18 protein-coding genes and 2 pseudogenes are annotated in these 20,918 nt (G+C 62.0%); 10 read left to right on the top strand and 10 right to left on the bottom strand.

Annotated elements, in window-relative coordinates:
• Positions 1-2: 2 nt before the first annotated feature.
• A complete protein-coding gene (locus PspR32_RS20950; RefSeq protein ID WP_159389116.1) occupies positions 3-584 on the top strand; it encodes a DJ-1/PfpI family protein in 582 nt (193 codons plus the stop codon).
• Between the two features lie 187 nt (positions 585-771).
• Here PspR32_RS20950 and PspR32_RS20945 read toward each other — a convergent pair whose 3' ends face one another.
• Positions 772-2,295 (bottom strand): fumarate hydratase, encoded by a 1,524-nt coding sequence (locus PspR32_RS20945; protein WP_159389115.1) that lies wholly within the window; start codon positions 2,293-2,295, stop codon positions 772-774.
• A gap of 316 nt (positions 2,296-2,611) precedes the next feature.
• Between PspR32_RS20945 and PspR32_RS20940 the strand changes: the two genes are divergently transcribed.
• Entirely contained in the window at positions 2,612-3,724 is a 1,113-nt protein-coding gene (locus PspR32_RS20940; RefSeq protein WP_010220855.1) for a GGDEF domain-containing protein, read from the top strand.
• On the top strand, positions 3,717-4,655 hold the full coding sequence (locus PspR32_RS20935) for an iron-sulfur-binding ferredoxin reductase (RefSeq protein WP_159389114.1): 939 nt from the start codon (positions 3,717-3,719) through the stop codon (positions 4,653-4,655). Before PspR32_RS20940 ends, PspR32_RS20935 begins: the two co-directional genes overlap by 8 nt.
• Before the next feature lie 66 nt (positions 4,656-4,721).
• Here PspR32_RS20935 and pyk read toward each other — a convergent pair whose 3' ends face one another.
• Positions 4,722-6,173, bottom strand: a complete 1,452-nt coding sequence (gene pyk, locus PspR32_RS20930) for a pyruvate kinase (RefSeq protein ID WP_159389113.1) — start codon at positions 6,171-6,173, stop codon at positions 4,722-4,724.
• Positions 6,174-6,399: 226 nt separating this feature from the next.
• Here pyk and PspR32_RS20925 point away from each other — a divergent pair, with 226 nt between their 5' ends.
• From PspR32_RS20925 to sbcB, 3 genes are all read left to right on the top strand, one after another.
• On the top strand, positions 6,400-6,786 hold the full coding sequence (locus PspR32_RS20925; protein ID WP_010220859.1) for a tetratricopeptide repeat protein: 387 nt from the start codon (positions 6,400-6,402) through the stop codon (positions 6,784-6,786).
• 126 nt (positions 6,787-6,912) lie between these two features.
• Positions 6,913-7,272, top strand: a complete 360-nt coding sequence (locus PspR32_RS20920; RefSeq protein ID WP_010220860.1) for a PilZ domain-containing protein — start codon at positions 6,913-6,915, stop codon at positions 7,270-7,272.
• Between the two features lie 61 nt (positions 7,273-7,333).
• The gene (gene sbcB / locus PspR32_RS20915) at positions 7,334-8,764 is read left to right on the top strand and encodes an exodeoxyribonuclease I (RefSeq protein ID WP_036996743.1); all 1,431 of its coding nucleotides are present in this window, start codon (positions 7,334-7,336) and stop codon (positions 8,762-8,764) included.
• A 76-nt stretch (positions 8,765-8,840) separates the two neighbouring features.
• On the opposite strand, the gene mvaT is transcribed toward sbcB, so the two are convergent.
• Complete coding sequence (gene mvaT / locus PspR32_RS20910; protein WP_010220862.1) at positions 8,841-9,218, bottom strand: histone-like nucleoid-structuring protein MvaT; 378 nt, start codon at positions 9,216-9,218, stop codon at positions 8,841-8,843.
• 314 nt (positions 9,219-9,532) lie between these two features.
• On the opposite strand from mvaT, the gene purU reads away from it, so the two are divergent.
• Positions 9,533-10,384: a formyltetrahydrofolate deformylase gene (gene purU / locus PspR32_RS20905; RefSeq protein ID WP_036996741.1), complete on the top strand. Its 852-nt coding sequence runs from the start codon at positions 9,533-9,535 to the stop codon at positions 10,382-10,384.
• 23 nt (positions 10,385-10,407) lie between these two features.
• A complete protein-coding gene (locus tag PspR32_RS26230) occupies positions 10,408-10,581 on the top strand; it encodes a hypothetical protein (protein WP_162835467.1) in 174 nt (57 codons plus the stop codon).
• Here the strand turns inward: PspR32_RS26230 and PspR32_RS20900 are convergent.
• The 5 genes and pseudogenes from PspR32_RS20900 to PspR32_RS26755 all read right to left on the bottom strand — a co-directional run.
• Positions 10,556-11,560 carry a lysylphosphatidylglycerol synthase transmembrane domain-containing protein gene (locus tag PspR32_RS20900; RefSeq protein ID WP_010220865.1) on the bottom strand — a complete coding sequence of 335 codons (1,005 nt, stop codon included), beginning with the start codon at positions 11,558-11,560 and terminating at the stop codon, positions 10,556-10,558. The genes PspR32_RS26230 and PspR32_RS20900 overlap by 26 nt on opposite strands.
• Entirely contained in the window at positions 11,557-12,318 is a 762-nt protein-coding gene (locus PspR32_RS20895; RefSeq protein WP_036996740.1) for a DUF2334 domain-containing protein, read from the bottom strand. The genes PspR32_RS20900 and PspR32_RS20895 overlap by 4 nt, the downstream gene beginning before the upstream one ends.
• Positions 12,311-13,432, bottom strand: coding sequence for a glycosyltransferase family 4 protein (locus tag PspR32_RS20890; protein ID WP_036996739.1), 1,122 nt, complete (start codon positions 13,430-13,432; stop codon positions 12,311-12,313). The genes PspR32_RS20895 and PspR32_RS20890 overlap by 8 nt, the downstream gene beginning before the upstream one ends.
• Before the next feature lie 195 nt (positions 13,433-13,627).
• Positions 13,628-14,224 (bottom strand): annotated as a pseudogene (locus tag PspR32_RS26760) (methyl-accepting chemotaxis protein); the annotation flags it as partial.
• A gap of 261 nt (positions 14,225-14,485) precedes the next feature.
• Positions 14,486-15,364: pseudogene (locus tag PspR32_RS26755) on the bottom strand (HAMP domain-containing protein); the annotation flags it as partial.
• Positions 15,365-15,676: 312 nt separating this feature from the next.
• On the opposite strand from PspR32_RS26755, the gene PspR32_RS20880 reads away from it, so the two are divergent.
• Entirely contained in the window at positions 15,677-17,155 is a 1,479-nt protein-coding gene (locus PspR32_RS20880; protein WP_159389112.1) for a helicase HerA-like domain-containing protein, read from the top strand.
• Between the two features lie 54 nt (positions 17,156-17,209).
• On the opposite strand, the gene PspR32_RS20875 is transcribed toward PspR32_RS20880, so the two are convergent.
• A complete protein-coding gene (locus tag PspR32_RS20875) occupies positions 17,210-18,682 on the bottom strand; it encodes an inorganic phosphate transporter (protein ID WP_010220872.1) in 1,473 nt (490 codons plus the stop codon).
• A gap of 341 nt (positions 18,683-19,023) precedes the next feature.
• Positions 19,024-19,224, bottom strand: coding sequence for a hypothetical protein (locus PspR32_RS20870; protein WP_010220873.1), 201 nt, complete (start codon positions 19,222-19,224; stop codon positions 19,024-19,026).
• Between the two features lie 599 nt (positions 19,225-19,823).
• Here PspR32_RS20870 and pcaR point away from each other — a divergent pair.
• Positions 19,824-20,699 carry a pca regulon transcriptional regulator PcaR gene (gene pcaR, locus PspR32_RS20865; RefSeq protein WP_174242307.1) on the top strand — a complete coding sequence of 292 codons (876 nt, stop codon included), beginning with the start codon at positions 19,824-19,826 and terminating at the stop codon, positions 20,697-20,699.
• Positions 20,700-20,918: the final 219 nt, after the last annotated feature.

Genomic DNA, 20,918 nt, shown 5'->3' with positions numbered 1-20,918 from the left:
ACATGGCTGCGAAGAAGATTCTGATGCTGGTTGGCGACTACGTTGAAGATTACGAAGTGATGGTGCCGTTCCAGGCCCTGCAGATGGTTGGCCATACCGTGCACGCGGTGTGTCCGAGCAAAAACGCCGGGCAGACGGTGCGCACGGCGATCCACGATTTCGAAGGCGACCAGACCTACAGTGAAAAGCCCGGGCATAATTTTGCCCTGAACTTTGATTTTGCCAAAGTTCAGGCTGACGACTACGACGCGCTGCTGATTCCAGGAGGCCGGGCACCGGAGTATCTGCGTTTGAACGAGCAGGTGCTGGCGCTGGTCAAAGCGATCGATCAGGCCGGCAAACCCATTGCCGCGGTGTGTCATGGCGCACAACTGCTGGCGGCGGCTGGCGTATTGGAAGGCCGCGAGTGCAGCGCTTATCCGGCTTGCGCGCCGGAAGTACGCCTGGCCGGTGGCCAGTATGTCGAGATCGCCGTCGACCAGGCTCACGTGCAGGGTAATCTGGCTTCGGCTCCGGCGTGGCCGGCGCACCCTGCATGGCTGGCGGCGTTCCTGCAGTTGCTGGGCACTCGCATTACCCTGTGAACAAAGGTGCTGGCCGAAATACGAGCGCTTCGCGCTCGATCGCCGGCAAGGCCGGCTCCCACAGGTCAGGTGCATGAAGAGCCATTGTGGGAACTGGCTTGCCAGCGATGAGGCCGGTACAGGCAATAAAAAAGCGGCAGGGGAGTAATCCCCCCTGCCGCTTTTTCATATCAGCAAACCCCGAGGCTTACTTCACTTCCACCGCCAGGCTTTCAGCGATCTTGTGCTGCCAGATCGCAGGGCCGGTGATGTGTACCGACTCGCCGTTGCTGTCGACCGCGACGGTGACCGGCATGTCCTTGACCTCGAACTCGTAGATCGCTTCCATGCCCAGTTCGGCAAAGGCCAGGACCTTGGACTTCTTGATCGCCTGGGCCACCAGGTAGGCAGCGCCGCCGACGGCCATCAGGTACACGGCCTTGTTGTCCTTGATCGCTTCGATGGCGGTCGGGCCGCGCTCGGATTTGCCGATCATGCCCAACAGGCCGGTCTGCTCGAGGATCTGACGGGTGAACTTGTCCATCCGCGTCGCGGTGGTCGGGCCGGCCGGGCCAACCACTTCGTCACCGACCGGATCAACCGGGCCAACGTAGTAGATGAAGCGACCCTTGAGGTCGACTGGCAGTTCTTCGCCCTTGTTGAGCATCTCGACCATGCGCTTGTGCGCAGCGTCGCGACCGGTGAGCATCTTGCCGTTGAGCAGGATGGTCTCGCCCGGCTTCCAGCTCTGCACGTCTTCCGGGGTCAGGGTGTCGAGGTTGACACGGCGGGCCGATGGGCCGGCTTCCCAGACGATTTCCGGGTAGGCGTCCAGCGATGGCGCTTCCAGGTCAGCCGGGCCGGAACCGTCGAGCACGAAGTGGGCGTGACGGGTGGCGGCGCAGTTGGGGATCATGCACACCGGCAAGGAGGCGGCGTGGGTCGGGTAGTCCATGATCTTGACGTCGAGCACGGTGGTCAGGCCGCCCAGGCCCTGGGCGCCGATGCCCAGCTGGTTGACCTTGTCGAACAGCTCCAGGCGGATCTCTTCGATGCGGTTCTGCGGGCCACGGGCCTTGAGCTCATGGATGTCGATGGATTCCATCAACACTTCCTTGGCCATTACCGCGGCTTTCTCGGCGGTACCGCCGATGCCGATGCCGAGCATGCCCGGAGGGCACCAGCCAGCACCCATGGTCGGAACGGTCTTGAGTACCCAGTCGACGATCGAGTCGGACGGGTTGAGCATGGCCATTTTCGACTTGTTCTCGGAGCCGCCGCCCTTGGCCGCCACGTCCACTTCCACGGTATTGCCCGGGACGATGGAGTAGTGGATGACCGCAGGGGTGTTGTCCTTGGTGTTTTTACGGCTACCCGCCGGGTCGGCCAGGATGGATGCACGCAGGACGTTTTCCGGCAGGTTGTAGGCGCGGCGCACGCCTTCGTTGATCATTTCGTCCAGGCTCATGGTCGCGCCGTCCCAGCGCACGTCCATACCGACGCGCACGAACACGGTGACGATACCGGTGTCCTGGCAGATCGGCCGGTGGCCGGTGGCGCACATGCGCGAGTTGATCAGGATCTGGGCGATGGAATCGCGCGCAGCTGGCGACTCTTCACGCAGATAGGCCTCATGCATGGCCTGGATGAAATCAACGGGGTGGTAGTACGAAATGAACTGCAGGGCGTCGGCAACGCTCTGAATCAGGTCGTCTTGCTTGATCACGGTCATGCAGCGCGCTCCTCTTAAAGACGGGAACATTCATTAAGGTATTCCGACGCGGACTGGCCGAGGTGTCGAAACGACCTTCAACAGGCGCCAACGCAAGGCTGTCGGCGCAAAAAAGGCGCGGCAGTATAGCGCGCATCCGCCGCCGGTACACGTACCAAAGGTCCCCACCAAGGTCGGCAGTGGCCGGGCACTGTTCTTGCCTGAGCGCTGACCAGGGTCGATTTGTGCAACCATGGCAATTATTCTTCGCACACCCTAAAGTGGCGGTTGGCCATGCCCCATTCCTCTGCCTTGGCCAGAGCACGGTGAGTCACCAGTGACCGAAACAGCGCTGCAGAAGCTTCTCCTCAATCGCTTCCTCATGGCGGCTGGCACCTATCTGCTGGTGCTGGCGCTACTCTGGGTGGCACTCTTGAGCGGCCATCTGCAAGCCTCCCTGACGGTTTTGCTGCTGGGCAGCAGCCTGTTGCTCGTGTGCCAGTCGCTGCTCGGTTGGGTGTTCGCCAGCGGTCGCAACCTGCGCTTTAACGACCCGAGCCTGACCGAGTTCCAGGTGCTGCTGGCGATCGCCTGGCAGACCTGGCTGTTGGCTCAGCTTGACCAGGGGCGCGGCACTTTCCTGATGTTCTACCCCTTGATCCTGATGTTCGGCCTGTTTCACCTGAGCGGGCGGGTGTTTGTGCGCTGCGCGCTGCTGGTGTTGTGCAGCTTCCTCGGCCTGATCGCCTGGGAGGCCTGGCAAGCGCCGCATTTCGACGGGTCGCTGTTGGCATTGCAGGCCAGTGCCTTGTTGGTGGTGCTGTGCTGGTTGTGCCTGTATGCCCGTTATGTTCAGGCCGCGCGTCAGCGCATGCGCCAGCGGCGCTATGCCCTGCAGGCCCATCAGGACACCTTGCGCGGCATGATGCGCCAGCTCGAAGACCTGGTGGCCACCGATGAACTGACCGGCTTGTTCAATCGTCGGCACTTTCTGGGCCTGGCCACCCGCGAGCTGGAGCGCATGGGCGCTGACAGTTGCCATGGCCTGGCACTGATCGACCTCGATCACTTCAAACGCATCAATGATGTGTATGGCCACGCCGCCGGCGATCAGGTATTGCAAGCCTTTGCCTCGATCGCCAGCGACTGCCTGGGCGACACTGCGGTACTGGCCCGTTACGGTGGCGAAGAGTTCGTGTTGCTGCTGCCTGACTGCACCGACGCGCAACTGGCCACCTGTTGCGAGCGGCTGCGCAGGGCGTTTGCCCTGGCCCAGCCGCCAGCGGTTGGATTGCGGGTCGAGCCTTTGAGCCTGTCGGCGGGGTTGACCCTGTTGTGCGCAGGCGACGATCTCGATGACGCTCTGCAGCGTGCAGATCAGGCCTTGTACCGGGCCAAGCGCAGCGGGCGCAACCGCTGCCTGGCCGCCTGGGAGGCCGTCGATGCCTGAGTTGCGGGTGGGTGAGCGAAAGTGGACGGTGGCACCGGGCAGCAACCTGCTCGATGCCTTGAATGATGCCGGGCTGGCGGTGCCTTACAGTTGCCGTGCCGGCAGCTGTCACGCCTGCCTGGTGCGCTGCCTGCAAGGCCAGCCGGGGGATGCCCGGCCCGAGGCCCTGGCGGCGGACAAACGCCAGCTGGGCTGGCGCCTGTCGTGCCAGTGCAGCGTTGAGGAAGACTTGCAGGTGGCCTTGTTCGACCCGCTCCAGGATGGGGTGCCGGCCCAGGTCAGCGGCCTCGACTGGCTGAGCCCGACGGTGCTGCGCTTGCGTCTTGAGCCACACAGACCGTTGCGCTATCAGGCCGGCCAGCACCTGGTGTTGTGGAGCCCGAGTGGGGTCGCCCGGCCCTATTCTTTGGCCAGCGTGCCGGGGGAGGAGGGCATTCTGGAATTTCATCTCGATTGCCGGCAACCCGGTGCGTTCTGTGATGCCGCGCAGCAACTGAGTATCGGTGCAACGCTGCGCCTGGGCGAGCTGCGCGGCGGAGCCTTGCATTACGACCCGGACTGGCAGGAACGCCCGCTGTGGCTGCTGGCCGCCGGCACCGGCCTGGCGCCGCTGTGGGGGATTCTGCGCGAGGCCTTGCGCCAGGAGCATCACGGGCCGATTCGCTTGCTGCATCTGGCCCACGACGAGCAGGAGCATTATCTGGCGCAGGCACTGACGGCACTGGCCAGTCGGCATCCGCAGTTGCAGGTCGAGCTGCTGACCCCGGCCCAGTTGCCCCAGGCCCTGGCGGCGTTACGCCTGCAGTCGCGCCAGACCATGGCCCTGGCGTGTGGCTCGGCGGCCAGTGTCGAGCAGTTTTCCCGGCGCATGTTCCTCGCCGGCCTGCCGCGCAACCAGCTGTTCGCCGACATTTTCATCGGTCACGCCTGATTCCGGCCAGGCAAAAAAAAGCCCCGCAGCACAGGCTGCGGGGCTTTGTTCAGCAGTGTCCGAGCATCAGACCAGCGAATCACCGACGTGCAGGATCTTCATGCCGTTGGTGCCACCGATGGTGTGGTAGCTGTCGCCTTTGGTCAGGATCGCCCAGTCACCTGGCTCGACCGCGCCGCGCTGCAGCAGCTCGTCGACTGCCGCCTGGCTGACTTTCTCGGCCGGCAGGGCTGCCGGGTCGAACGCTACCGGGTACACACCACGGAACATCGCGGCGCGGGCCAGGGTGGCGCGGTGCGGCGAGAAGGCGTAGATCGGCACCGAAGAACGCAGGCGCGACATGATCAGCGGGGTGTAGCCACTTTCGGTGAGGGCGATGATCGCCTTGACGCCAGGGAAGTGGTTGGCAGTGTACATGGCCGCCAGGGCGATGCTTTCGTCGCAGCGCTCGAAGCGGGTGTGCAGACGGTGGCTGGACTTCTGGCTGGTCGGGTGCTTTTCGGCGCCCAGGCAGATGCGCGCCATGGCCTGTACGGCTTCGATCGGGTAGGCGCCGGCGGCACTTTCGGCCGACAGCATCACCGCGTCGGTGTTGTCTAGCACGGCGTTGGCCACGTCGGAGACTTCGGCACGGGTTGGCATCGGGTTCTGGATCATCGACTCCATCATCTGGGTCGCAACGATCACCGCCTTGTTGTTGCGGCGGGCGTGCTGGATGATCTTCTTCTGGATCGCGATCAGCTCGGCATCGCCGATTTCCACGCCCAGGTCGCCACGGGCAACCATGACCGCGTCACTGGCGGTGATCAGGCCGTCGAGGGTCTCGTCATCGGCGACCGCTTCGGCGCGCTCGATCTTGGCCACCAGCCAGGCGCTGCCGCCGGCTTCGTCGCGCAGGCGACGGGCGTATTCCATGTCGGAGGCATCGCGCGGGAAGGAAACGGCCAGGTAGTCCAGGTCCATTTCGGCTGCCAGCTTGATGTCGGCCTTGTCTTTTTCGGTCAGGGCCGGAGCAGTCAGGCCGCCGCCGCGACGGTTGATGCCTTTGTGGTCGGACAGCGGGCCGCCGATCAGTACTTCGCAGTGCAGGGCATCGGCAGTGGCGCTGGTTACGCGCATGACCACGCGGCCGTCGTCGAGCAGCAGTTCGTCACCGACGCCGCAGTCCTTGACCAGGTCCGGATAGTCGATGCCGACGATTTCCTGGGTGCCTTCGGTCAGCGGGTGGGCGGTGGAGAAGGTGAAGCGGTCGCCGACCTTGAGCTCGATACGCTTGTTGCTGAACTTGGCGATACGGATCTTCGGCCCTTGCAGGTCGCCGAGTAGCGCCACGTGGCGGCCCAGGCGGGCGGCGATATCGCGGATCAGGCGCGCGCGAGCCTTGTGCTCGTCAGGCGTGCCGTGGGAGAAGTTCAGGCGAGCGACATCCAGGCCGGCAAGGATCAGTTGCTCGATTACTTCCGGCGAGTTGCTGGCGGGGCCAAGGGTGGCGACGATTTTGGTACGGCGGATGGTCATGCACAGACTCCTATAGTGAAGCGCAGCGAAAGGCTACTCCGGAAAATTGCTGTAGTCATTGTTCCTTTGCACTACCTGCCGGTTAGCGGGGGTGGCGTTTGAACGGGGGAGTGCTAACCCCGAGAGCGGCGCCAATCCTGTGGGAGCTGGCTTGCCAGCGATCGGCCAGCACGGTCTACAGATTTTCCAGCCAAAGCCGATACACTGCTCAATACAGGAGATCCCCATGCGAGCCTTGATCGTTTTAGCCTTGGCGACCAGCGTCGTCGGCTGCACCCGCTGGTCGATGGACCATCATTTGAACAACGCCTACCGCGCCTATGACCGCGGCAACTGCGAGCAGGCGATGCTGGAGCTGTCCCAGGTCGAGCGCACCAGCCGTGCCCGACCGTTCATCCAGCCGGAAGTGTCGCTGCTGCGTGGCCAGTGCCTGGAGCGGCAGAAGCTGTTCGTCGATGCGGCGCAGACCTACCAGTTCATTCTCCAGCGCTACCCGCAGAGCGAATACGCCTTCCGTGCCCGCGCGCGGCTGCAGACCCTCGAGCAACTGGGCCACTACCGCACTGGCGAAGCCGCGATTGCCCGACCGGCAACGACCACGCCTTGGCGTTAATACTAAAGTCAGCAAGTCTGATTGTGACGTGCGGGTCAGGGTGCGCTAATCTTGTTGCTGAGATGAATGAAAAACAGCAGCTCTAGCGCGGCCCTGCTAAAAGGGTCTTCGACAGCGATCCCGACCATGTTTGACGAGCGCCGCATCGAGCGTCACCAGCTCCCTTATTTTCTCAAAGTCTTCAACCGCTTCACCGACCAGCCCATCGGCTACCTGGGCAATGTGTCGGAAGACGGCCTGATGCTGATCAGCCAGTTGCCGATGCTGGTCGGCCCGGATTTCGAGTTGCAACTCAAAGTTCCGGGCCGCGATGGCGCCGTGCACCCGATCAACCTCACCGCCAGTTGCCTGTGGAGCCATGAAGACCAGACGCCCGGGCATTACGACTCGGGCTTCATGCTGTTGCAGGCACCACGTGACTACGAGCTGTTGGTGCGCGCCCTGCGCAACTATTTCAGCTTCCATCCATTGAACGCCTCGGCCTGACACTGGCCCTGGCGGGCTGCTGGCCCTAGACTCTGGTCGATCTTCTGTTCAGGACGACCCCGTGAGCTCCAGCATTTTCTGGCACGACTACGAAACCACCGGCATCAACCCGCGCAACGACCGGCCCTTGCAGGTTGCCGGGGTGCGCACCGACCTCGAGCTCAATGAGATCGAGGCGCCGATCAACTTCTATTGCCAGCCCAGCGACGACATCCTGCCGCACCCCAAGGCTTGCCTGGTCACCGGCATCACCCCGCAGCAACTGGCCAGCCAGGGCTTGAGCGAAGCCGAGTTCATGACCCGGGTACATGCCGAACTGGCACGTCCGGGCACCTGTGGCGCCGGCTACAACAGCCTGCGCTTCGATGATGAAGTCACTCGTTACAGCCTGTATCGCAACTTCTTTGATCCTTACGCCCGCGAGTGGCAGGGCGGCAACAGCCGCTGGGACCTGATCGACATCGTCCGCGCCGCCTATGCTCTGCGCCCGGACGGGATTGAATGGCCGCAACAGGACGGGCGCACCAGTTTGCGCCTGGAGTTGCTCACCGCCGCCAACGGCATCGACCATGGTCAGGCACACGAAGCGTTGTCGGACGTGCGCGCGACAATTGCACTTGCGCGATTGATCCGACAGAAACAACCCAAGCTCTATGACTGGTTGTTTCAACTGCGCAGCAAGCAGAAAGTCCTCGACCAGATTCGATTGTTACAGCCGCTGGTGCATATTTCCGGTCGTTTTTCGGCGGCACGTAATTATCTGGGGGTGGTATTACCCCTGGCCTGGCATCCGCGTAATCGCAATGCCTTGATCGTCTGTGACCTGCATCTGGATGCGCAGCCCTTGATCGATGAGGATGCTGATTCACTGCGTCAGCGTTTATACACACGTCGCGAGGAAATGCCTGACGGACAATTGCCGGTACCGCTGAAATTAATCCACATCAATCGCTGCCCGGTAGTCGCCCCCTTAAGTGTATTGCGTGGGGAAGATCAGCAGCGGCTGGAACTGGATATGTCTGTTTATCAGGCGCGCGCTGCCAGCCTGATTGCCACAGCAGGGCAATGGCAAGACAAATTGCCAGTAATCTACAGCGCCGAGGAGTTTGCCCCCAGCGAAGATCCGGAACAGCAGTTGTATGATGGCTTTCTTGGCGACCGTGATCGTCGGTTATGCGAGCAAGTGCGCAGTGTCGATCCACAGCAGTTGGGGCAGGGCCAGTGGATGTTCGATGATGAACGTTTACCGGAACTGTTGTTTCGCTATCGTGCGCGTAATTTCAACGAAACCTTGAATGCCGAGGAGCGCCAGCGCTGGCAGACCTTTTGCCAGCAACGCCTGAGTGATCCGTTGATGGGGGCACCCAATACCCTCGGTGATTTCGAGCGGGCCTTGCAGGACTGTTGGGCAGAGGCCGATGCCCAGCAGCAGGCGCTGCTTGGTCAGTGGCGCAGCCATGTGCAGGCATTGAAGTTGCAATTGGGAATGTAAGCAATCGTTGAAAATAAAAAACGCCAGCTAAGCTGGCGTTTTTTTAGCGAGTAACACAAGGTTACCAGCGGGCCAATTAACCCAGCAGGGTTGCCCAGCCTTCAACCACATCGCCACCCCATTTGGCTTTCCATTCTTTCAGGGTTTTGTGGTTGCCGCCTTTGGTTTCGATGACTTCGCCGTTGTGCGGGTTTTTGTATTGCTTGACCTTGCGCGCACGCTTGGTGCCGGTGGTTTTTACTGCGCCGCGTGGGGCTTTGCTCAGTTTGGCTTCTGGATCCAGCAGCGCAATGATGTCACGCAGGGACTTCGAATATTCGCCCATCAGTGCGCGCAGTTTGCCTTCGAACTCAAGCTCGGTTTTCAGCTTGTCGTCTTGCGACAGGTTCTGCAAACGCGCCTGCAGTTCTTTGATGGCTTCTTCGGTGGCGCGATATTCGTTGATCAGGGACATGAGGCGTTCCTTGGAAATGAAGGTTTTCTGAGAGACAGTGCGGCAATAATAATCAGACGTCCTCGCCAAGTAAACATTAAAACAGGCAATTAGCTCAAGGAGTTGTTAATCACGGCGATAGATTAGGTTAAGAAAAATTTACAAACTAATACGCTGCTTCAAAAGTTAACTTAAATCTGTGCCCGGTGCTGCGCCGGCGCCGGCCGCCTGCAGCGACGGCGGGTCAGTCGGCGGGCCGCCAGCAATGAGTACTGCAGTTTTGCCGGGCACTCGCTAGAATGTGCGCCTTTGCGAAAGTTTCTGGAGTCCACTTCATGCGCACCTACCGGCTGGTGATTGCCTGCCCCGACCGCGTTGGCATTGTCGCCAAAGTCAGTAATTTCCTGGCGTCCTACAACGGCTGGATCAACGAAGCCAACCATCACTCCGATGAGCAGAGCGGCTGGTTCTTCATGCGTCACGAAATCCGCGCCGAGACCCTGCCGTTTGGCATCGAGGCGTTCCGCGAAGCCTTCGCACCGATCGCCGAAGAGTTCTCGATGGTCTGGCGTATCACCGATACCGACCAGAAGAAGCGTGTGGTGCTGATGGCCAGCCGTGAGTCCCATTGCCTGGCCGACCTGCTGCACCGCTGGCACGCCAAAGAGCTCGACTGCGACATTCCCTGCGTGATCTCCAACCATGACGACCTGCGCAGCATGGTCGAGTGGCACGGCATCCCGTTCTTTCATGTCCCGGTCGACCCGCAGGACAAACAACCGGCTTTTGCCGAGGTCTCGCGCCTGGTCAAGGCGCACGGTGCCGATGTCGTGGTGCTGGCGCGCTACATGCAGATCCTGCCGCCACAGCTGTGCCAGGAGTACGCTCAGCAGGTGATCAACATCCACCACAGCTTCCTGCCATCGTTTGTCGGCGCCAAGCCGTACCACCAGGCTTCGCTGCGTGGGGTCAAGCTGATCGGCGCTACCTGCCACTACGTCACCGAAGAACTCGATGCCGGCCCGATCATCGAGCAGGACGTGGTCCGTGTCAGCCATAGCGACAGCATCGAAGACATGGTCCGCTTCGGCCGTGATGTCGAGAAGATGGTCCTGGCCCGTGGCCTGCGCTACCACCTGGAGGACCGCGTGCTGGTGCACGGCAACAAGACCGTGGTGTTCAACTAAGCGTCAGTGCAGGAGGTTGCTCCATGGCCGATCCCCTCGACAAGGCAACCTCCAAGGCCCCGCCAACCCTCGGCGAGGGCTGCCTGAGCCGCTACGACCCGGATGCGCTGGACAGCGACGATGGCACCGATTTTCCGGGTGCCGCCGAGCTCTGGGAGCAGCTCAAGCCGGCTAGCGACGACCCCGCGCCTGGCTGAGCCGCAAGCGCTCCAGCAGCGGCCGGCCCAACAGGCAGAGAAACACCGGGCCACCGGCGAGCAGATAGAAGTAATAGGTCACCAACCGCCAGATCAGGATTGCCGCCGCCGCCGTGGAGGTCCCCACCAACGGTGAAAGCAACGCGGCCGAGGTCATCTCGGCGGCCCCCGCGCCCCCCGGCAGCAGGCTGAACTGCCCCGCGCTGAGCGACAGCATCTGCACCAGAAAGCTCGGTATCCACTGCAAGTCGACGCCCAGCCCGCGCAGCGCCAGGTACAGCACGCTGTAACGTAATCCCCAATGCACGCAAGTCAGGGCAAACACCAGCGCCAGGGTGCGTTTGGGCAGGCGCCAGGTGTCGCCGAAGGCACGAAAGAAGTGCAGCAGCTTGCGCGTCCAGCGCCGGCGTCTCTGGGCGGGCACCTTGAGCCTGCGCAGCAGCCGGCCATTGAGGCGCAGCAGCGTGCGGCGGTAGCACATCAGCCCGAGCAAAGCGCCGCAGGCTGTGAACATCAATAGCGCACTGGCGAGCAACATGCCTTCCAGGCTGCGGTTGAGGCTGTGGAACAGTGCGTAGCCGGCGATCCCCAGCATGGCGCAGAAAAAGAACAGCAAGTCGTTGAGCTGGTCGGCGGCGAACGCCGCGCTGCTGCGCGCAGGGCCAATGCGCTCGCGGGCCAGCAAGGCCATCAGGGCCAGCGGCCCGCCGCTGCCGCCAGGCGTGGTGCAAATGGCAAATTCAGTGGCCATGATCACCCCCAGGCTGCGCAAGCGCCCCAGCGCCGCGCCCTGGCTGCCGAGCAGCAAACGCAGGCGGATGGCATTGATGATCCAGCACAGCACGATCATCGCGAACAGGCCAAGCAGCAACGGTGGCGCGAAGCCACGCAGACGCGGCACCAGTTCGCTGCCGCCCAGCAAGGTCGGCACCAGCACTGCCATGATCAGCGCCAGGAGCAGCCAGAGCAGGCGGTTCACCGGCCGTGCCTGCTGGCCAGCCAGGCGGACTTGGTCATCGGCTCGCGGCCCTGGCGCAGCAGGCGTTTCAAGGTCTGTAGCCAGTAACGGCGGGACAAGCCATGGCGCATGTCCACCGGGTGCAGGCCCAGGCGTATGACCGGGGCATTGCCCAGGCGCGCTTCACGTACATCGCAGAGCACTTTCGACAGGCCGCGCCGCCAGCTGCTGCGGGCACTCCAGACCAGACCAGGCGCCGGGAGCGGGGTGAAGTCGGGTAGTCGGTAGAGGTGCTGTGGATCGCTGGTGTAACTCAATGGCAGGCTGCACAGTGCCTGACGGGTGCCGTCGCTCATCAGCCAGGCCGGGGCGACGAAACCTGACAGCGGCCAGGCATAACGCTGGAACAGCGCGATGCCGGCTTCCAGGCGCTCGCGGGCCTGGGCCTGGTCAAGGCTGTAGAACTCACCTTCCCGGGTGTAGATCCGGCGCATGAAGTAGTCCCGTGGCGAACGCGGCGGCGGGCTGTCATCAAGGTGAAAATAGCCATGCAGTGCCATCTCGTCGCCACGCTGCAGGCGCCGTTCGAGCATCAGGCGAAAGCCGGGCGCCTGCTCCAGGGCGTTGCGCTTGTGAAAGTCCGGCACCACCAGCCAGGTCATGGGGATATCGCCCAGGGCATCCACCGCTTCGACGAAGGGCTGGTAGTCAGGCCAGGTTTGCGGCGCAACATCATGCAGCACCAGCAGCAGGCTTGGTCGATCGGTGTGCTCAGGCATGGATGCGCACCGGCATCGGGTGGCCCAGCACTGCCCGGTAATGCTCCAGCAAGCCATTGACCACAGTGTCCCAAGCGTAATATTGCTCGACATGGGCACGCGCCTGCAGGCCCATCTGCCGGGCACCGGCTTCGAACACCTCCCTGACCGTGCGGGCCATGGCCTGGCCATCGTTGGGTGTACACAGGCGGCCGCACTGGTCGTTGACGATTTCGCTGAAGGCCCCGGCGGCCACGGCTATGACCGGGATGGCGCTGGCCATGGCTTCGAGGATCACCAGGCCGAAGGTTTCCTGGTCGCCGGCGTGCAGCAAGGCATCGGCGCTGGCCAGCAGGCGGGCGACTTCGCTGGCCGGGCAGAAGTGATCGATGACACTGACATTGGCCGGCACATGGGTCGGCATATGCGAACCGACCAGCAGCAGATGATAGTGCTTGCCCAGGCGTTTCATGCAGTCGAGCAGCACCGGCAGGTTCTTCTCCCGCGAGCCGCGGCCGGCGAATACCAGCAGCCGCGTGGAATCGGCGATACCCAGTTGCTGGCGCAACGACAGGTCGCGGTTCTGCGGGTTGAAGGTCGCCAGGTCGACGCCCAGGCGCTGCACATGAACATTATCGATACCCAGGCCGCGCAGCTTGTTGGCCATCACCTGGCTCGGCGCCAGGACCCGGTCGAAGTTGCCGTAGAGCTTGCTGACATAGGCCTCGACATTTGGCGTGAACCAGTTGCCCATGCGGTTGCTGACCAGCAGCGGCAGGTCGGAGTGGTAGAAGCCGATCACCGGCACATCGAGCTGGCGGCGGGCATCCAGCGCCGCCCAGGCGGTCAGGTAAGGGTCGCCGACTTCGATCAGATTGGGCTGAAGATCCTGCAGGATATTGCGCCAGGGCGCCAGGCGCAGAGGAAAGCGGTAGCCGTTGCCAAACGGCAGGGCCGGTGCCGGCACCTTGTAGATGCCGTTGTCGTGACTGGCACTGGCGCCGGGGATCAACAGGCTGTGACGGACGCCGGGGGTAAGGCCCAGACGGCGGTGTTTGGCATCAAGATAGGTTCGTACGCCGCCGCTGGCAGGGGCGTAGAACATGGTGATGTCCGCGATGTGCACGATCAGCATCCCTCCGAGATCGTCTCCAAAGTGTGTCGCCAGGCAGCTTTTCGCCACTGGAGACGCGCCCTAAGGTTGACCTCTATGAAGGATAGTTTGTTCGACTGGGTTCAGCAGCGGTCAGCTACAAGCTGCAAGCGGCAAGAAAAAGCAGAGCGCACATGGCACCGCTTCTTCTTGCCGCTTCAAGCTTGCCGCTCAAGTTCAGATACGGAAGCTGCCCACCAGTTGTTTCAGGCGGCTGGCCTGCTGCTCCAGGTCGGCGCAGGCGCGCAGGGTCGACTGCAGGTTCTCGACCCCTTCCTGGTTGAGCATGTTGATTTCATTGATGTCCATGTTGATCGAATCGACCACGGCCGTCTGTTCCTCGGTAGCGGTGGCCACCGACTGGTTCATGCCGTCGATCTCGCCGATGCGCAGGGTCACGCTGCCCAGGCGCTCGCCGGCCTGGTTGGCGATCTCGACGCTGTCCTGGCTGTGGCGCTGGCTCTGGCCCATGGTGTCGACCGACTCGCGGGCACCGACCTGCAGCTCCTCGATCATGTTCTGCACCTGTTGCGCCGATTCCTGGGTGCGGTGCGCCAGGTTGCGTACTTCATCGGCGACCACGGCAAACCCGCGCCCGGCTTCACCGGCCCGTGCCGCCTCGATAGCCGCGTTGAGCGCCAGCAGGTTGGTCTGTTGCGAGATGCTGGTGATCACTTCGAGGATCTGACCGATGTTCACGGTCTTGCTGTTGAGCGTCTCGATGTGGGCGCTGGAGGTGCAGATCAGGTCCGACAGGCGGTTCATCGCCTGGATGCTGCGATCGACCACTTGCTGGCCTTCTTCGGCCAGGTGGCGTGCCGAGCTTGCCTGTTGCGAGGCTTGCGCGGCGTTGTGGGCGATTTCCTGGGCGGCGGCACCCAACTGGTTGATCGCCGCAGCGACGCTGTTGGTGCGGTTGGACTGCTCGTCGGAGTTGACCATCGATGAGTTGGAGGCGCTGACCACCCGCAAGGCTACTTCGTTGACCTGTTCGGTGGCCGAGGACACTTCGCGGATCGAGCCATGAATACGCTCGACGAAGCGGTTGAAGGCGGTACCGAGGATGCCGAATTCGTCGTGGTTGTGAATGGCCAGGCGTTTGGTCAGGTCGCCTTCACCTTCGGCGATGTCTTCCATGGCGCGGGTCATGGTGTGCAGCGGTTGCATCAGCACACGGATCAACAGGCCGAGCAGGGCAATGATGATGACTACCGCCACCAGGGTTGCAATCACCGCAGAGGTGCGGAACTCGCTCAGCATCGAGTAGGCCTCGTCCTTGTCTACCGACAGGCCGATGTACCAGTTGGCCGAAGGCAGGCCCTTGACCGGGGCGAAGCTGAGGATCCGGGTCTTGCCATCGAGCTGGACTTCGCTCGGTTCCTTGCTGATGCGCGGGGTGTTCTGCGGGAACAGGTCCGACAGCGACTTCATCACCAGGTTCTTGTCCGGGTGCACGAGGATCTTGCCCTGATCGTTGATCAAGAACGCATAGCCCATGCCGCCGAAGTTCAGCGAGTTGATGATTTCGGTCAGGCCGTCCAGGGCCAGGTCGCCACCGACCACGCCGACATTGCGCGCAGCGGTCGCCACCACCGAGATGACCATCTTGCCGGTGCTGACATCAATATAAGGTTCGGTCAGGATCGGCCCGTTGGCCGCCATGCCGTCCTTGTACCAGGGGCGCACGCGAGGGTCGTAGCCGTCCGGCATCTTGGTTTGCGGGCGAATGGTGAACCCGCCGTTGACGTCACCCAGGTAAATTGTCAGGAAACTTGAGACCAATGCCTGTTGGCCGAGCAGGGTGCCGATCTTGTCAGCCTCGGGAAACGCGGCGATGTTTTGTGCAACGTTTTGTACCAGCAGAATACGACCGTCAAACAGGTTCTTGATATTGGTCGAAGTGGTTTCGCCCATTTCCTCAAGATAGTTTTCCAGATCCTCGCGAATGGCATTACGCTGCAAGAAATCGTTGTACAAGGTAAACAGGGTAAAGGCGATCATGACGATCAGTGAGGCGGCCAATAGGATCTTGTGGCTGAATCGGAGGCTTTTGTTCATAACGTGTCGGTCCGCTAAGGTCTTGTTGTCCGGGTCGTTCGCACAAAGAACAGCGTGAAAGCAGTGCAGGTCCCAATTCCTTGTCGGGCTATTCCTGTCTTCTGGTGGTCTGTCGCCATTTAATATCGGCCGTTTCCAGCCAAAGCTTTAAACAGAGGGTGAAAAAACATGCCTGACTCTTCGCAATTCGTGCTCGGCGCCGACCTTGCCGGACAGCCGGTGGCCCAGGCCATGCGCCTGGCCAACCGCCACGGCCTGGTGGCCGGGGCCACCGGTACCGGCAAGACCGTGACCCTGCAACATATGGCTGAAGCCTTCAGTGACGCGGGCGTAGCGGTGTTTGCCGCCGACGTCAAAGGCGACTTGTGCGGCCTGGGCGCAGTAGGCAACCCGCAAGGCAAGGTGGCCGAGCGCATTGCCGGCATGCCCTGGCTGGGGCACCGGCCTCAGGCGTATCCGGTCAGCTTGTGGGACATTCACGGTCAGTCCGGTCATCCATTGCGTACCACCCTCAGTGAAATGGGCCCGTTGCTCCTGGGCAACCTGCTGGAACTGACCGACAGCCAGCAGGCGGCGCTGTATGCCGCGTTCAAGGTTGCCGACCGCGACGGCCTGTTGCTGCTGGACATCAAGGACCTCAAGGCGCTGCTGGCACATTTGAAGGACAACCCGCAGCTACTCGGTGAAGACAGTGCGCTGATGACCACAGGTTCCAGCCAGGCCCTGTTGCGGCGCCTGGCAACCCTGGAGCAGCAGGGCGCCGAGGCGTTGTTCGGCGAGCCCGCCTTGCAGCTGGAAGACATCCTGCAACCGGATGCCGATGGCCGCGGGCGTATTCACCTGCTCGATGCCAGCCGCCTGGTGCATGAGGCGCCCAAGGTCTATGCGACCTTCCTGCTCTGGCTGCTGGCCGAGCTGTTCGAGCAATTGCCCGAGCGCGGCGATGCCGACAAACCGTTGCTGGCGTTGTTTTTCGATGAAGCGCACCTGCTGTTCAATGGTACGCCCAAGGCCCTGCAGGACCGTCTGGAACAGGTGGTGCGGCTGATTCGTTCCAAGGGCGTAGGGGTGTACTTCGTCACCCAGTCGCCGAGCGATCTGCCCGATGATGTCCTGGCGCAGTTGGGCCTGCGGGTCCAGCATGGCCTGCGAGCGTTCACTGCCAAGGAGCAAAAGTCCCTCAAGGCCGTGGCCGATGGCTTTCGTCCTAACCCGCAGTTCGACACCCTGAGTGTGCTGACCGAACTGGGCATCGGTGAGGCGTTGGTCGGAACCCTGCAGGAAAAGGGCACGCCGGGCATGGTCCAGCGCGTGCTGATCGCGCCGCCGCAGTCGCGTATCGGGCCGCTGAGCGCTGCTGAGCGGGCGGCGCTGATTGCCGCGTCGCCACTGGCCGGGCGCTATGACAAACCGGTGGACCGTGAGTCGGCCTATGAAATGCTCAACGCCCGTAAAGGCGGCGCGGCCGGGCCTGAACAAGCGCCGGCAGCGGCTGAGGAGAGCTTTGCCGACAAGGCCGGTGAGTTCCTCCAGAGCGCGGCGGGGCAGGCGATCAAGTCGGCGGTACGCCAGGCGGCCAACCAGTTCGGGCGCCAACTGGTGCGTGGCCTGATGGGCTCGTTGCTCGGTAGCAGCAAGCGCCGCTGATTCTGCCAGGTATAAAAAAGGCGCCCTTGGGGCGCCTTTTTTTGTGCGGGTGTCTTAGCCGATGGCTTTGGTCGCCAGCCAGAACAATCCAGCCGCCAGGCCCATCGAGGCTGGCAGGGTCAGGACCCAGGCCAGCAGGATGGTCTTGACGGTGCCGCTTTGCAGGCCGCTCTTGTTCGCCACCATGGTCCCGGCTACACCCGACGACAACACGTGGGTGGTCGAAACCGGCAGGCTGAAGATGTTGGCCATGCCGATGGCGCAGGCTGCGGTGATCTGTGCCGACATGCCCTGGGCGTAGGTCATGCCCTGCTTGCCGATCTTCTCGCCGATGGTCAGCACCACGCGCTTCCAGCCGACCATGGTACCCAGGCCCAGGGCCAGGGCGACCGCGAGGATGACCCAGAACGGGGCATATTCGGTGGTGGCGGTCAGGTCTTTACGCAGTTTTTCCAGGTCGGCCTTCTCGCGCGCTTGCAGGCCCGGCAACTTGCCGACCTTCTTCGCGGTGTCGTCCAGGCAGAGCAGGTAGCGACGGACTTCGACGCGTTTTTCCGCCGACAGCGAGTGGTAGTCGGCTACGCCGTTGAGCGATTGCTGCAGGGCCTTGATGGTCGGCTCGGTCTGCTGCGGGTTGCAGCTGAACTGCTCCGGCAGGTCGCCATCTTTGGCTTTGCCCAGGGCCAGGAATTCACCCAGGGTCGCTTCGTTGCGCTGGTAGAACTGGCTCAGGTGCAGAGTGGCGTCGCGGGTCCGCTCGATCTGGTAGGTGGTGCTGTTCAGGTCGAGAACGAACTGGGCCGGGACGATACCGATCAGCACCAGCATGATCAGGCCGATACCCTTCTGGCCGTCGTTGGAGCCGTGCACGAAGCTGACGCCCATGGCCGAAATGACCAGCACCAGGCGGTTCCAGAACGGTGGGTGCTTCTTGTCGTCAAGCTTGCGGCGCTGTTCCGGGGTCTTGTGCATCTTCGACAGCGGGCGCCACCATTTAAGGCCGATCAGCACCAGGGCCGCCACAGCAAAGCCGGCCATGGGCGACAGTACCAGGGACATGGCGATGTCGATTGCCTTCTGCCAGTTGACCCCGTCACCCAACGGAATGTCGTTGAGCAGGGCGTTGGCCAGGCCCACGCCGAGGATCGAGCCGATCAGCGTGTGCGAGCTGGACGCCGGGATCCCGAAGTACCAGGTGCCCAGGTTCCAGGTGATGGCGGCGGCCAATAGAGAGAAGACCATCGCCAGGCCGTGGCCGGTGTTCACGTTGATCAGCAGTTCGACCGGCAGCAGGTGAACGATGGCATATGCCACGCCGACACCGCCCAATAGAACGCCGAGGAAGTTGAACACGCCGGAGAAGAACACGGCCAGGTGCGGCGGCATGGCTTTGGTATAGATGACTGTAGCTACCGCGTTAGCGGTGTCATGAAAGCCATTGATGAACTCGAAGGCGAGTACGAAGGTCAGAGCGAGCAGCAAGCTCACCAGTACCCAGGCATCAAGTCCGCTGAATAAATCGATCATGAAGGAATTCTGACCCGGTCATAAGGGGGCGCGATTATGCCAGAAATCCCCGGTAATCGATGCCCCTGCTGCTGACCGCTCGACGACTTTTCTACCCCCGTGCCTGACCCGTTGAGTCGGCGATGCTTCGCTTAACGTCGGCTAAAATTCGAAAAAATCGAGAAAAATTAGATATTTGAGAACGTTCTGTTCTGTCAGAAAGAAATCAAACGACCGTATGAAATTTGTGAAATTCCGTTACGGCATGCGCATGCAAGCGCAAAAATCCGTTGCATTACGGTCAGGTAAAAGCGCCTCGGCACGCCGTTGAGCGGCATGTTCCAGTCGCCTGTAACTGCGGCTCAGGGCGCCTGGTCCTTGAGTTCTTTCTCGATTTTTTCCAGCTCCTGAGCAAAGGCCTGGTCAAGCACGCTTGCGCGTTTTCGCCAGGGTTTGCGTTCCGGGTCGGGTTGCGCGGCATAAGTGGTCACTTCACCGCCATAGACGTCCTTGTAACGTTGTTCCTGGCGCTCTAGTTCCGCGCGCAGTTCATCTTTGGTCACAGTACTACCTGTAGTGTGGATATAAACCCTGGCGATTACGTGGGCAAATAGTGCGCGGGGCGCAACATGCACACGGCTACGCTGCCAGAGCGGCATAACTGTCGCAGCAACAGTAGGTTGTGATGATGCAAGCGAATGTGAACAACGGCTATTCACGTGAGTGGCACTTGCAACAATCCAGTTGTGTCTACCTGGGCAGACGCGGATTGGATCCGCACTATCCCTGCCCGAGGGCAGGGATACGAAGTTTTATTATAGCAAGCAGTTTGTCTGACAGTAGCACGCGCTAGGGTTGATAAGAGCACCCGCTTTGTTACCACGTTATGAATGTAGTCAGACGTCCGAGTATTAAATTCGAGCCGAGGGTAAAGAAAAAGTTCGCCGGCTACAAAGCCCCGCATTGTACGGAGGGAAGAAAAACGGCCTCGCTTCGTGGGCAAGGCCGTGCCTGGGACTTCTACGGTGGGTACCTGACCAGTCTCTCCAAGAAGCCACATGGTGGCGGTAGAAAGGTATAAGCAATTGAGGGTAGCGGTCAATTGCGATTATCGGTCGATGGTTCGATAATCGCCCTAGTGACCGTGTTGCCGAGGCTAGCCATGACAGAAGAAACCACGCCCAAAGGGCCAGGATTGAACGACAACGTGCGTAGCTCGTTTGCGTCCCTGGCGCCGCCCATCGTCGCCTCGCCGGCCAAGCGTATCCAGGCCTTCACCGGCGACCCCGACTTCATGACCTCACTGGCCCGGGGCCTGGCAGTGGTGCAGGCCTTCCAGGAGCGCAAGCGCCACCTGACCATCGCGCAGATCAGCCATCGCACGGAAATTCCCCGGGCAGCGGTGCGCCGTTGCCTGCATACCTTGATCAAGCTGGGCTACGCCACTACCGACGGGCGCACTTATTCGTTGCTGCCCAAGGTGCTGACCCTGGGCCATGCCTATCTGTCGTCGACACCCCTGGCGGTGTCGGCACAGCCGTATCTGGACCGCATGAGCGATCAGTTGCATGAGGCCTGCAACATGGCCACCCTGGAAGGCGACGACATTCTCTACATCGCCCGTTCCGCCACCGTGCAGCGCTTGATTTCGGTCGACCTGTCGGTTGGCGGACGGCTGCCGGCCTATTGCACCTCCATGGGTCGCATCCTGCTGGCGGCGCTGGACGACGCGACCCTGCACGAATACCTGGAGCATGCCGACCTGCAGGCCAAGACCAGCCGCACCATTCACGACCCGGTGGCCCTGCTCGAATGCCTGCAACTGGTTCGCCAGCAAGGCTGGTGCGTGGTCGATCAGGAGCTCGAGCAAGGCTTGCGCTCGATCGCCGTGCCGGTCTATGACGCCTCCGGCCAGGTGCTGGCGGCGCTCAACGTCAGCACCCATGCCGGGCGGGTCAGTCGCACCGAGCTTGAGCAGCGCTTTCTGCCGATCATGCTCGCCGCCAGCCGCGACCTCAGCGCGCAACTGTTCGCCTGAACGTTCCTGTTCGATAAACGCACAGAGATGCGTTTATCGAATTGCGCCGCGCCCGCCTGCTTATTAATGTCCCTCGCAGCGGTCAGCCTGCCTTGACCGCCCATAATAATGAGTGAGAGGCAAACGCCCCATGACCGACTTCCTGTCCCCGCACGGCTTGCACCTGTCCTACGCTGGACTGCGCGGCAGCTGATCCAGTTTTCCGAACCTGTTCCTGTT

Source organism: Pseudomonas sp. R32 (assembly GCF_009866705.1).
Lineage (GTDB): Bacteria > Pseudomonadota > Gammaproteobacteria > Pseudomonadales > Pseudomonadaceae > Aquipseudomonas > Aquipseudomonas donghuensis.
The sequence above is the reverse complement of the archived record's forward strand: the minus strand, read 5'-3'. Positions and strand labels throughout refer to the sequence as shown.